The following is an 11,933-nucleotide window of genomic DNA, read 5'->3' on the forward strand; positions in this document are numbered from 1 at the left end:
CGCTTCGTGTGTTACGGCAGGTTTCTGATCGGATCAGCGAAGACTCGGCGTAGCTCGCCGAGGGTCTCGATGGCCCAGTTGCGATACGCCGGCCAACTCGCCCGGTCAGCAGGATCAACAGGATCGAGGTAGGCACAGACTCGTGAAGCCCGCGCATTCTCGATGGGCTCCCACTGCAGCGTGAAACCGAGTGCCGCTTCGACCGCCACGCGTTGAGTCTCCAGCGCCGGGTACACCGAGTCTCCATCGTCGATGTACAACCCAGCTCGGAGGCTGTAGTTCGAAGCGCCGGTTGGGTAGGCAAAGCTGAGGTCGTAACGAACACCGCTCTTCCCGCTCGGAAAATTCATCCAGTTGGTGGACGATGGAGCCCTTGCGTTGCTCCAATCGGGATGCGCTTCGTGAAACGCAGGAAGGAACTCTGCCCACCATTCGATGTAGCGAGCAGTCGACGCGGACATCGTCTTCGCTGCGGCGCGTGCGCGCCGCGAGAAATCGTCCGGCTCGACAACGACCTCCAGCTGGACCGCAGCAGGCGAGTCGCCTATGCGGACGGCGTGAACCTCGATTCCGAAGAAGCCGCTCCCCTCGCCCGAGAGCGAATTGAGCCAGTTGAGCGCAGATCGGTGCTCGGGGCGGAACGCCTTCGCCACCAGCACAGCCCAGTGCGCTTCCAGTCCTGCGGCGTAGGTGATCAGCTTCCCAAGGTGATCGTGATCAGTCGCCTCAAGGAGATTCTCGACGACGAGACGGTGACCGGTGTTCGCATCCCGAAACACGACATCAGCCGAGAACGGCCCGACCGCGACCTCGTCGCCCTCAAGTTCCAGGTCCATCTGGAGCGCCTTGCCGAGATGGCCCGGGTGCTGAGCCAGCCATGGCGTGAAGTCCCGGGCTTCGTCGGGCCAAACATCGCGCAGCGGAACCTCGTCGAGTGACGCAACTTCAACCATCAGACTCGCCCCCAATGCAGACCGGTCCCAAACGGTAACGACAGCTGACTCTCGGCGACGTCAGGCGAGGTGTTCGGCTGTTCTCGGGCCGTGCGGTTGCTGAACCCACAAGCTCGATCGATTCGTAACCTCGCCGCGGTCTCGCTGAAACGGGAGCTGGAGAACACCATGGCCAAGAAGACAGAAACCGCTACTTCCGTAACGACGCGCACAGCGTTCGAGGATCCGATCGCTACCGGCGTGTTCGCCTTTGAAGGCGACTGGGACACCGACCTGCGTGAACCGTGGAGTATCAAAACGATGCTCCACGCCCTGCGAGACATCGGCGAGATCAATTGCATTCGCCGCAACGTCGCCACCGTGCCCGAACTGAAGCACTACATCGACAAATGGCTCCAGAAGCGCTACGCCGCCTACCAGGTCGGCTACTTCGGCTTTCACGGCGGGCCCGGCAGCCTCTCGCTTGGCGGCAAGCGCTACGTCTCGCTCGAAGACCTCGAAGCCCTGATCGACGGCCGGGCGGAAGGCCGCATCATCCACTTCGGCTCGTGCTCGGTCATGCGGGTCGCCGAGACACGGCTGCAGGAGTTCCGGCAGAACACTCGGGCACGCGCCGTCATCGGCTACAGACGCGACGTCGACAGCGACCTCAACTGGGCCGCGTTCGAAATCCAGCTATTGGAGGCGCTGAGCCGGTACCGCCAGACCGGCGCTCCCGCCCGACACCTGCGCGACAACCACGCCTACCTCTGCGACAAGCTCGGATTCGAGTACATCTGCTGAATTAGGTACGAGCTGGACGAGGCGGGTCCACCGCCGCTTAGGATGGACGCGTGGCGACACACTGTTCACGGCCGCAGAGCAACCGAGCACCGCAGGTGCGCTAGGCCCATGGTCGTGCAAACTGATATCGCCAAGTGGGCTGAGGTCGGCGCGAGGATCAGAACTGCTCGACTTGAGTCGGGGGTCAGTAGCGCAGCCTGCGCCAAGCAAGCCGGGATCAACGAGGCTGACATAGACGCCATCGAGCGAGGCAAAAGGGCAGTCAGCACAATCGAGCTTGTGAGCCTCGCCGAATCCCTCTCGGTACGGGTGGAGTGGTTCTTCAAGGACGCTCCGCAGGCAGTCATCTCTCGACGGCGGGACCGGTCGGGGAGCGGCACGTTCTCAGAAATTGACTGGCTCACGGAACGTCTCGCTCGTGAGATTGAGTTCGTGCAGCGGGTCGGCGACCTTGAGTTGGCCGATTCGCCGAGGATCTCGTTCCCGCAGTCCAACGAAACAATTGAGCGTGCCGCGGCCCGTACTCGTCAGTTGCTGGGCTACCGCGGAGCCGAGCCCGCTCAGGAATTGAGCGCTCGGACTTGGCGCATTGGCCTGCTGACGTTTTCCGTTGCGCTCGACGACCGGCTCACCGATGGCGCTTCGGTCATGCTGTCCCGTGGCGGGATGGCTGTAGTGAACGGAAGCCATCCTTCCGGCCGACGTCGCCTCACCCTCGCCCACGAAATCGGGCACTACGTGTTCGCCGATGAGTACTCCGTTGACTCTGCCGACTCAAGCAGGGCGTCGCGGGAGACGGTCATTGACCGTTTTGCACGAGCTCTGCTGCTTCCCGCCTCGGCGCTTCGCCAAGAATGGAGCGGCTCGACGATCAGGACTGATGCAGTGCGAATCGCGAGCGAGTACCGGGTCGACATGTCGACGTTGGCTCGGCGCCTCATCGAGATAGATCTGGCTGATGAAGGCGAGGCTTCACTCGTGCGGGCGACCCGCACGCAGCGCGCTGACATCGAAGATCTTGGGTTGATCGTCGCTGACGAACTGCAGCCTCCGGAGCTGCCGTCCAAGTACAACGATGCAGTCTTGGAACTGGTCAGGCGTGAGCAGATTTCAACAGCACGCTGCGTCGAACTGCTTCTCGACACCGTCGACGAAGACGAGCTGCCCGAGCTTCAGCCGCGTCCTGCGGAAGCCATTTGGTCGGTCGTCTCCTAACGCAGCGCCGATGGACGCGCTCGTATTTGATACAGGACCATTGAGGCACTTCGCCCAGGCTGGATGGCTCGGCGTTCTCGAGGAAACCGTCGGTGAGCGCCGTGCGATCATCCCTATGGCCGTCCTCGCTGAATTGGAATCGGCGAGTCACCGGTTTCCCGACGTCGCTGATGCAGCCGACGCGGACTGGATCACTCGCTACGAACTCCGCTCGTACGAAGAAGTCTCAACATTTGCCTTGTTCAGCGAGCTGCTGGTGTCTGGCCGGAAGAACGTCGGTGAGGCCGAAGTATTGGCGCTCGCTGCCACGTTGCCCGCGCAAGCAGTCATCGATGACAGCCACGGCTTATGAGGTCGGCAAGAGAGAAGGTGTCGAATGCACGAGAACGCTCCCCTTGTTGTGTGACGCGATACACAGGGAACTGCTCAGCCTCGACGAGGTCAGCGACATCGCGGACGGCTTGATCATGACCGACTACCGATTGCCGTTCGAGTCCGGTCAATTTGTTCGGTGGGCAACCGATGAAGGATTCCTCGCGACACCCGAATACGACTCAGGCTCCAGCAGCACTGCCGAGCCATCGTGAACTCGCTGCCCGACCTTTCCCGTACTAAGACGAGACTTCGTCAGCACCTGAGGGAACTCGAATCGCGCAACGAAGAGGAGGGACCGGCACCTGCAGGGTGTAGCGAAGAGCTGTTGGTCCCGCTCCGAGCAGCACGCGCCGAGGCAAACCGCATCCTGCTAGCGGAATAGTGCAGCGCAACGAGCCTTGCCGGCAGGTTCGCACTCCCCCGCCGGTGTGAAACGCTGGCTCATGGCACGCATCACGGTCATTCCTGACGACGCCTGGGACGGCCCCCTCGGCGAGCTGTACCCCCGGGTCGTGGACCGCACCTGGGGCCGGGTGGACAACATCTTGGCCATCCACTCGCTGAACCCCCGCAGCATGGCCGCACACCAAGGCCTCTACGAATCGGCCATGGCCGGCACCGCCACGCTGCGCAAGGCCGAACGCGAGCTCATCGCCCTGGTCGTCAGCCTCACCAACGACTGCCACTACTGAGTGGTCCACCACCGGCGCGGTCTGCGCCGCCTCCTCCGAGACGACGAACTGGTCGCCGCCGTCGAGCACGACTGGACCACCGCTCCGCTGTCACCCAAACGCACCGCCATGCTCCGCTACGCCGTCAAGCTCACCGAGACCCCAGCCGCGACCAGCGACGCCGACGTCGACGCCCTGCGGAAAGCCGGCTTCAGCGACCGCGACATCCTCGACATCACAGAAGTCGTCGGCTACTACGCGTACGCCAACCGCATCGCCGACGGGCTCGGCCTCCAAACCGAAGACTGGATCCCCGACTGATCCGCGGCAGCCCGGCCATCCACTCTGCAGTCGGGTCATGCTATTCATGGTCGATACGCTTTACATATCGGACTTACTAACATTCGAATATAGATATATACTCTTCGTATCTGTCTAGCGATACCTATATAAGTCAGACCTCAGCAGGTGACTCATGCTGCGAGACAAACGAGCCCAATCACGGCGCCGGCTCGACCAACGCTTCGGTCGGCACGGCGACCTCGCCGATCTTGCCCCTCCTCCTCAGGGCTGGATCCGCGCGCTGCGCGACTCACTGAGGATGACCAGCGGAGACCTGGCTCGCCGCATCGGTGTGCATCCGTCGCGCATCCCCGCCATCGAGCGCGGCGAGCGGGAACTCACACTCAAGCTCAACACCCTCACCAGAGTCGCTGACGCTCTCAATTGCGACCTCGTCTACGCACTCGTGCCCCGCACAAGCCTCGACGGCATGGTCGACGTTCAAGCCCGACTCAGCGCGATTAGGCACTTGCGAAACGTCATGGCTCACTCGCGGCTCGAGGACCAAGAGGTCACACCTGACGATCTCGAAGCCCAGATCGACGACCTCGCCGCTGAATTCCGACAGCGGCGTGACCTCTGGCGCACTGAGTAGGGCAATTCACTGTGAGCAACCTCGCCGCCCCAATCGGGGACGGGCACACGCTGCTGACTGATGAAGATCGAGCCGGCCTGCTCCAGCGGGACATCGCGACCTGGCAAGAACTGTTCGACGCCGAACAGCGCAACATCGCGAAGGCCCTGCTGCGCCCGAAGCCCAGGCTGCCGACGCTGCTCGACGACAAGTACCTGCGCGGCCTCCACAAGGCCATGTTCGGCGACGTCTGGGGCTGGGCTGGCCGGTATCGAACCTCCGATACCAACATCGGCATCGAATCGATGCACATCTCGGCGGCTGTCCGGGATGTCACCGATGACGCCGCCGCATGGGTAGAGCACGAGACGTACGAACCGGACGAACTCGCCGTCCGCTTCCACCATCGCCTCGTCTTCATTCATCCCTTCGTCAATGGCAACGGTCGCCACAGCCGCATCAGCGCCGATCTGCTCGTCGTGAACTTGGGCCGCGACACATTCAGCTGGGGCAGCAATCTGGACACTTCCACCGAGGAGCTGCGCCAGCGCTACATCGCAGCGTTGCGCTCCGCCGACGCCGGGGACATCGACGACCTGGTCAGATTCGCCCGCAGCTAGGGCATCGTCGAGATCTTCTGCCGTCGCCGACGGCCTCGGCCTCCAAACCGAAGACTGGATCCCTCACTGACCCGCAGCCCACGCGGCCCCGAGGCTCGGCGGTCGAGGCCCGTCACACTCCCTGCGGCCGTATCGCTTCGATGAGCGTCCACACACTCGAACTCGGATTCGACCTAGGCGGTGAGCCGTCCCCGTCGTGCTTTGCGTCGAGACGCCGTGCCCGATCTCGCGCATCCTCGTAGCCGTCGCGCAGGAGATCCATCGCCGCCCGCGTCAGAACCTTGCCGCAGCCCAACAGCGCCGCTGCCGCCGATTGTGCGTCGTGGCGGCTGAGGTACGCCGTCTGGTCCCGAAAGTGGAGGATGAACCACAGCTCGATGCACGGATTGGATATCGCCAAGCCAATGCCGTGGGCCTCAGCCAGCTGGATGGCTTCGGGAACATTGGGGTGAGCATCGATATCGAAGACGCACCAGATCTCGTCGTGCGCTCGACCACGCCCTCGTCGCTCATCGCGTGCCTCAGCCTTCTTGGTCGCTACGGCCTGTTCGACCAGCGACTGCAGCACTCCGTGAAATGGGTCGATCTCAAGCAGAACCGTGTCCCTGTAGGCACGGCGCCACGGGAGCAGATACCCGTCCTCGGTCTTCTCCCCCTCGGTGAAGACAAGGATCTCCCGCCGGGTCGCGGGATCGCCCGCTACGCGGCGCGGCCGCCCGGGGCTGACCTTCCTCAACGAACGCCTGCGGACTCATGTGCCACGGCTGATGCGAATTCGCCATGCGAGAGGATCGGCGTCGCTCCGTAGCGGCCCTCCAAGTACCGCTTGCCAATTGCCTCTTGCTTGCGCGGCGCAAGATCCAGAAGCGGGTACAGGTGAGAACTGCCGTCACCGCGCTTCTCGGTGAACCAGATCTGATCCCTCCCGAGCAGCCGGTCTTCGATGGCATCGCCGAGCAGGGTGGCGTCGTGTGAGTTGAAGATCAGCTGCGCCCTCCGCGGATTGGTGCCCGGGTCCTGAAAGAGACGCACAAGCTCTGTCGCAAGTGCCGGATGGAGGCTCGCGTCCAGTTCATCTGCGAGGAAGACCGACCCCGATGCGAGGGCTTGCACTACCGGGCCGATGAGACCGAACCACACGCGGGTGCCCAGTGACTCGTCTTCGGCATCGAGCTCAACCTCCTCTCCATCCGAGCCGCGGTGGATGAGACGCACGCCGAGCTCCTCGAACGCTGGTCCCTCGGCGCTGTCGGAGTCACCGTCAGTGCCTTCCAAGATTCGGATCGCCCTCCGCAGGCGTTCGTACATGACAGGGTCGGGCTCTTGCTTGCGTGCGCCGGTCACTCCAAGATCCGCCGCCTGCAGAAGCGCCAGTACACGATCCCGATGCGTTTCGTTGCCCAACATCTCGGTCGTCAGGGCTTGTCGGAGCGGGCGTGAATCGGCCTCGGCGAAAACGAGATTGCGGCCGAACCACTGGTACAGCGGAAGCAGCGCTGCGTGATTGGCCGAGGCTGCTGCCGACAAGAAGAGTGCGTTCGGCCGGATGAGTTCTTGGACTGCTCGCGTCTTTTGCCGCTCCACGCTGCCAGCGTCAACATGCTCGTTCTTGCGACTGAAGATGAGCGCCGGTCGGCCCTTCGGATACCAGTACGCCCACTCTTCGATCACGCGATCGTCGTCGATGGAGAATCCGTACTGGTGCCGCACCCCGTTGAGCACGAGGTCTACCTCAAACTCGGTCGGCTCAGTGCGCCGCACCCAATCCAAGACGAATGGTCGACGAGGAATGCGGCCCTCGGGATCACCGCGCCGAAACGAGTGCAGGACGTACCCGCGCATGTCGTCCATCGTCTTGAGCAGGTTGCTCTTGCCGGAGCCGTTGGCGCCGAACACGCCAGCGGCTGGGAGCACCTGGATCGGAGCGCCGCTCTCGCGCCACTCGACATCTCGAACGAATCGGCTCTCGGACAACCGGGTGGAGAGCATCGAGAATTCGATCTCGTCCCTGAACGATCGCGCGTTCTCCGCGCGAAAGGTTAACAGAACAGAAGGCTGAGATGCTACGATTTCGCCAGTCACAGGCGCATTATTGCAGGAAACTTGCGGCAAGGTTGACGTGGGCCCCTGGCACGCGCGATCATGTGTCTTACATCTGCGTAATTCCAAGGATGTGATGCGCTAGATTTGCTATTCAACAAAGAGGGGGCCGGCCATTCGGCCGACCCCCTCAGAACCTGGAGACCTACCGGTCGCCAAGGTCCGTGTTTGGACGACCCGGATAGTACGCGACCGATCAGATCTCCGCAGCGAACGGAGCTGGCCGACGTGGCGATAATCAACGGAACAACTGACCACCCCCAGCCATGGGAGGGCCGCTGCCAGGTCTTGTCCCTGGATGGAGGTGGCCTGCGCGGGATCTTCTCGGCAGCGGTGCTCACCGCTCTCGAAGAGGACTTGGATTCTCCGGTTCTCGATCACTTCGACCTGGTCACGGGAACATCGACCGGCGGCCTTATCGCCTTGGCGCTCGGTGCGGGCGTACCTGCTCGATCGATACTTGAGTTCTTCGTCGAAGAAGGCTCTCAGGTGTTTCGGGCACCGCGGAAGCGGGTGGCCCGTCAATTCGTGCGCCCCAAGTACAACGGCCGGGCGCTCGATTCGGCCTTGCAGCGCCTCTTCGGCGACAAACTGCTCGGTGAGAGCGCCGTTCGCCTGGTCATTCCCACGTTCGACATGACTCGGAATGACGTCTACCTGCTCAAGACTCCCCACCATCCGCGCCTGCGGCGCGATTGGCGCGTTCCGATGTGGGAGGTGGCGCGCTCCACGGCCGCGGCACCGACGTATCTGCCAGCTCATGTTCTCAGCGAGGATCGAACCGTGCTCGTGGACGGCGGAGTCTGGGCCAACAACCCATCCTTGGTGGGCACCGTGGAAGCGGTCAGCCTGCTTAATGCCCCACTTGCAAACATTCGGCTGCTCAACATCGGGACGACGAACGAATTCCGTGACCTGCCTCGCTCACTGGCGCGGGGCGGCTTATTCCAATGGCTCCGCGGCTCGGCATTGATCGACGTCCTCATGACAAGCCAAGCAACGGGGGCGTTCACTGCTGCACAGCACCTGCTGGGCGCAGACCATGTGGAGCGGGTTAACCCATCGGTGCCACGCCGACTCCTACGTCTGGACCGCCTGCGCATCGACGACGCAATCGCCTGGGCTTCCAGCGCATCCCGCTACGCAGCGCCGCGAGTGCAAGAGCGCTTCTGCGACCACATTTCCGTTCCTTACCAAGCACCAACCATGCCCAAGGAGGCTTCTCATGCTTGATTCCGCTGAAGAACAACTCGCAGCCCTGCTCACGGGGGCGATTGCGCAGCTCGACATCCCTCCCCACATGTACCGGCAGGCAGTCGACAAGTACCAGAGCGTTGCCCGCTATCTCGGTGTCGAGGACGAAAAGGAGGACAGGGACCTGCTGATCTATCCGCAGGGATCGTTCCGCTTGGGGACTGTGATCCGGCCGACGCCGAATTCGGACTACGACATCGACCTGGTCCTCAGAGTGTCCGCCACGAAGGAGCAGACCACGCAGGCGGGCCTCAAGGAATTCGCCGGGCAGCGACTTGGGGAGTACGCGGTGCACTCAGGCACGGGCGTCGATCTCACGGAGGGCAGCCGATGCTGGACCCTGCAGTGGCCGAGTTTCCACGTGGACGTGCTGCCCGCGCTGCCAAGCCCCGAGAACCCTCCCACCGGCATCTGGTTGACCGATCGGGATCTCTACCTCTGGCAGTGCAGCGACCCCATCGGGTTCGCGGCCTGGTTCCACGACCAGATGCGTGACCAGTTCATTCGCCGACGCGCTCTGCTGGCTGATGAGCGGGCCGCTCAGATCGACGACGTACCGGCCTGGGAGGTCAAGACGACGCTGCAACAGGCGGTCCAAGTGCTCAAGCGGCATCGTGACATCTACTTCGTTGATCGACAGTCGCTGAAGCCGGCGTCCATCCTCGTGACGACCATCGCTGGCCGCGCATATGGACAGGAAGACAACCTCTTTGAGGCAGTCCTCCACATCGCGTCACACATGACGCAGTTCGTCGAGAACCGCAACGGTGTGAGATGGGTCGCCAATCCCGTTTTGCCTCTGGAGAACTTTGCCGACCGGTGGAAGGCGCACCCGGAGAGGGCACGGGCATTCTTTGAGTGGGTCGCCCAGTTGCAGCGAGATCTCAACGAAGCCGCCGGTTGCCGTGGCCTCGACAATGTCGTCGAGCGACTGAACAGGTCCTTTGGATCAGAAGTTCGCAAGTCGGCTCAAGACCTGGGGCAGGCCTACAGATCCAGTCGGGAGGGCGGCAAGCTCGCTTCCGCCGCTGCTACCGGTGGTTTGGTGATGGGCTCTGCTCGGCCCGCTGTCGCTGTCCGGCCCCACAACTTCTATGGACGGGCTTGAGATGCGTCGGCGGCTCACGTTGGCCCAGCAAGCATTCGGCCTACGCGGCCGCTTCAGTGACGCCCATGTCCAATTCAGCCCGCCCGGCCTTGTCTGCGTCCTTGACCTCAAGCCCACACCACTGAGTAAGTCCTACACCGTGAGGATCGAATACAACGGCTACTCCCGCCCGGTAGTCAAGGTGCAGTCACCGTCCCTCGAGTGCATCCCGGGACGGGAATTGCCTCACACGTTCGAGGACGATGAACTCTGTCTTCACCTCCACGAAGAATGGGGGCCAGAGGACCTAATCACGACAACGATCATCCCTTGGGCATCTGAGTGGTTGTTGCACTACGAGCTCTGGCTTGCATCGGGAGGAACATGGAGCGGGGGCGGACACGAACCCGAGACTGAGGCCGCTTGAACGCACCGGGCCATCGTGACGGCACCTAGCCGAAGCGCTCTAGTTCCACGTGAATCGCGGCGCGCCACTCGCTCAACCCCCGCTCCATGGCTGCACACCAAGGCCTCTACGAATCGGCCATGGCCGGCACCGCCACGCTGCGCAAAGCCGAACGCGAGCTCATCGCCCTGGTCGTCAGCCTCACCAACGACTGCCACTACTGAGTGGTCCACCACCGGCGCGGTCTGCGCCGCCTCCTCCGAGACGACGAACTGGTCGCCGCCGTCGAGCACGACTGGACCACCGCTCCGCTGTCACCCAAACGCACCGCCATGCTCCGCTACGCCGTCAAGCTCACCGAGACCCCAGCCGCGACCAGCGACGCCGACGTCGACGCCCTGCGGAAAGCCGGCTTCAGCGACCGCGACATCCTCGACATCACAGAAGTCGTCGGCTACTACGCGTACGCCAACCGCATCGCCGACGGGCTCGGCCTCCAAACCGAAGACTGGATCCCCGACTGACCCGGAGCCCACGCGGCCCGAGACACCGCCCGCACTGCTCTCAGCGAATCCGCCGGACTGCAGCAACCAGCCCGATCGCGAAACCGACGAACTCGATGAGCGCCAGGCTCAGCGCCGTGTGGAAGAACACGCCGGCGCCGTCACCGACGACATTCGAGTGCAGGTCTGGGCTGTCGATGACGAAGTGGAGCAGGTAGCCGAACACGAACGCGGCATACATCGACGCGGCGAACAACGCAGCACCCAGCCGAACGCTGCGACGAAACGCCAGCCACACCGCGGCGAGCGGCATGAGCGTCACGACGATCACGATGTATGCCTGCTGGACGGCCGGAATGGGCACGTCTGCGGCCACATGGCCGTAGGTATGCGTCAACCCGACGCCGAGATGCAGCGCTGCGATCCCTGCCAGCGTGAACCGTTCGAACCTCGCAGTTGCAGACATATCAGCCTCATTGTCGCGGGCGTTCAATCACGCCCAGTGTTCAGTGCTGGCCCGGCCACCTACCGCGTCCTTCAAGACCAAGGCCGTGAGCCGCCGGCTCGAGACGAGGCCCACAGGCATCATCGGCATGAGCAGCGCGGAGCCCAACGATCCCCACCATGACGAAACGCCGAGATCCGGCGCGCTCATCCGCCCAAGCACCCACAGTGCCAAGGACAACAACAACACCGCGGCGAACCCGGCGATGTAGGCGATGACGCCACCGGCGGCCACATAACGGCCATCGGGCCAACGTGCCGCCCGCCACCGAGTCGTCGAACCAGCAGTGTCGAGCAACACGTACTCGACTGGGGCAACGGCCCACGATCCACACTCAGCCACCGAAAGAGCCCGAACGTTCACCACCAGCAGAGCACCAACCGACACAGCCACCAACAGCACAACCACCAACCCGGCCCCAGGCACCGTTGCACTGGTCGGAATGCCCGCCAACCCGAACAACCAGAATCCGGCTGCGGCCAGACACCAGGAGCCGATCTTGATCCACGCGGCGATCCCGTCATCGCGCGGACTGATCAACCGCC

The 11,933-nt window shown here is 63.2% G+C and carries 17 protein-coding genes; 12 read left to right on the top strand and 5 right to left on the bottom strand.

The window, feature by feature from the left end; translation table 11 throughout:
- Positions 1–11: 11 nt before the first annotated feature.
- Positions 12–953: a DUF4268 domain-containing protein gene (locus tag ACOOHB_RS13195; RefSeq protein ID WP_420445304.1), complete on the bottom strand. Its 942-nt coding sequence runs from the start codon at positions 951–953 to the stop codon at positions 12–14.
- 168 nt (positions 954–1,121) lie between these two features.
- On the opposite strand from ACOOHB_RS13195, the gene ACOOHB_RS13200 reads away from it, so the two are divergent.
- From ACOOHB_RS13200 to ACOOHB_RS13230, 7 genes are all read left to right on the top strand, one after another.
- Positions 1,122–1,736 (top strand): DUF6642 family protein, encoded by a 615-nt coding sequence (locus ACOOHB_RS13200; protein ID WP_420445305.1) that lies wholly within the window; start codon positions 1,122–1,124, stop codon positions 1,734–1,736.
- Positions 1,737–2,015: 279 nt separating this feature from the next.
- Complete coding sequence (locus ACOOHB_RS13205) at positions 2,016–2,951, top strand: ImmA/IrrE family metallo-endopeptidase (protein WP_420445306.1); 936 nt, start codon at positions 2,016–2,018, stop codon at positions 2,949–2,951.
- A 10-nt stretch (positions 2,952–2,961) separates the two neighbouring features.
- Complete coding sequence (locus ACOOHB_RS13210; RefSeq protein ID WP_420445307.1) at positions 2,962–3,303, top strand: hypothetical protein; 342 nt, start codon at positions 2,962–2,964, stop codon at positions 3,301–3,303.
- Positions 3,284–3,538 carry a hypothetical protein gene (locus ACOOHB_RS13215; protein ID WP_420445308.1) on the top strand — a complete coding sequence of 85 codons (255 nt, stop codon included), beginning with the start codon at positions 3,284–3,286 and terminating at the stop codon, positions 3,536–3,538. Before ACOOHB_RS13210 ends, ACOOHB_RS13215 begins: the two co-directional genes overlap by 20 nt.
- A gap of 231 nt (positions 3,539–3,769) precedes the next feature.
- A complete protein-coding gene (locus ACOOHB_RS13220; protein ID WP_420446907.1) occupies positions 3,770–4,318 on the top strand; it encodes a carboxymuconolactone decarboxylase family protein in 549 nt (182 codons plus the stop codon).
- 154 nt (positions 4,319–4,472) lie between these two features.
- Positions 4,473–4,934 (top strand): mobile mystery protein A, encoded by a 462-nt coding sequence (locus ACOOHB_RS13225; RefSeq protein ID WP_420445309.1) that lies wholly within the window; start codon positions 4,473–4,475, stop codon positions 4,932–4,934.
- Positions 4,935–4,945: 11 nt separating this feature from the next.
- The gene (locus ACOOHB_RS13230) at positions 4,946–5,533 is read left to right on the top strand and encodes a mobile mystery protein B (protein WP_420445310.1); all 588 of its coding nucleotides are present in this window, start codon (positions 4,946–4,948) and stop codon (positions 5,531–5,533) included.
- Positions 5,534–5,645: 112 nt separating this feature from the next.
- Here ACOOHB_RS13230 and ACOOHB_RS13235 read toward each other — a convergent pair whose 3' ends face one another.
- Both ACOOHB_RS13235 and ACOOHB_RS13240 read right to left on the bottom strand, forming a co-directional pair.
- A complete protein-coding gene (locus ACOOHB_RS13235; protein WP_420445311.1) occupies positions 5,646–6,269 on the bottom strand; it encodes an RloB family protein in 624 nt (207 codons plus the stop codon).
- Positions 6,266–7,522 carry an AAA family ATPase gene (locus tag ACOOHB_RS13240; protein ID WP_420445312.1) on the bottom strand — a complete coding sequence of 419 codons (1,257 nt, stop codon included), beginning with the start codon at positions 7,520–7,522 and terminating at the stop codon, positions 6,266–6,268. Before ACOOHB_RS13240 ends, ACOOHB_RS13235 begins: the two co-directional genes overlap by 4 nt.
- Positions 7,523–7,861: 339 nt before the next feature.
- Between ACOOHB_RS13240 and ACOOHB_RS13245 the strand changes: the two genes are divergently transcribed.
- From ACOOHB_RS13245 to ACOOHB_RS13265, 5 genes are all read left to right on the top strand, one after another.
- Entirely contained in the window at positions 7,862–8,866 is a 1,005-nt protein-coding gene (locus ACOOHB_RS13245) for a CBASS cGAMP-activated phospholipase (protein WP_420445313.1), read from the top strand.
- Complete coding sequence (locus tag ACOOHB_RS13250) at positions 8,859–9,995, top strand: nucleotidyltransferase (protein ID WP_420445314.1); 1,137 nt, start codon at positions 8,859–8,861, stop codon at positions 9,993–9,995. Before ACOOHB_RS13245 ends, ACOOHB_RS13250 begins: the two co-directional genes overlap by 8 nt.
- A gap of 1 nt (position 9,996) precedes the next feature.
- Complete coding sequence (locus ACOOHB_RS13255; protein ID WP_420445315.1) at positions 9,997–10,401, top strand: hypothetical protein; 405 nt, start codon at positions 9,997–9,999, stop codon at positions 10,399–10,401.
- A gap of 86 nt (positions 10,402–10,487) precedes the next feature.
- On the top strand, positions 10,488–10,604 hold the full coding sequence (locus ACOOHB_RS13260; RefSeq protein WP_420445316.1) for a carboxymuconolactone decarboxylase family protein: 117 nt from the start codon (positions 10,488–10,490) through the stop codon (positions 10,602–10,604).
- Positions 10,605–10,904 carry a carboxymuconolactone decarboxylase family protein gene (locus ACOOHB_RS13265; protein WP_420445317.1) on the top strand — a complete coding sequence of 100 codons (300 nt, stop codon included), beginning with the start codon at positions 10,605–10,607 and terminating at the stop codon, positions 10,902–10,904. It begins immediately after the preceding gene.
- 40 nt (positions 10,905–10,944) lie between these two features.
- Here the strand turns inward: ACOOHB_RS13265 and ACOOHB_RS13270 are convergent, their stop codons facing one another.
- Together ACOOHB_RS13270 and ACOOHB_RS13275 are read right to left on the bottom strand one after the other, a co-directional pair.
- The gene (locus ACOOHB_RS13270) at positions 10,945–11,349 is read right to left on the bottom strand and encodes a hypothetical protein (RefSeq protein WP_420445318.1); all 405 of its coding nucleotides are present in this window, start codon (positions 11,347–11,349) and stop codon (positions 10,945–10,947) included.
- Positions 11,350–11,376: 27 nt separating this feature from the next.
- Positions 11,377–11,928, bottom strand: a complete 552-nt coding sequence (locus ACOOHB_RS13275) for a hypothetical protein (protein WP_420445319.1) — start codon at positions 11,926–11,928, stop codon at positions 11,377–11,379.
- Between the last annotated feature and the right edge of the window lie 5 nt (positions 11,929–11,933).

This window comes from Candidatus Poriferisodalis sp. (genome assembly GCF_965215815.1).
Classification (GTDB): Bacteria; Actinomycetota; Acidimicrobiia; order Acidimicrobiales; family Poriferisodalaceae; genus Poriferisodalis.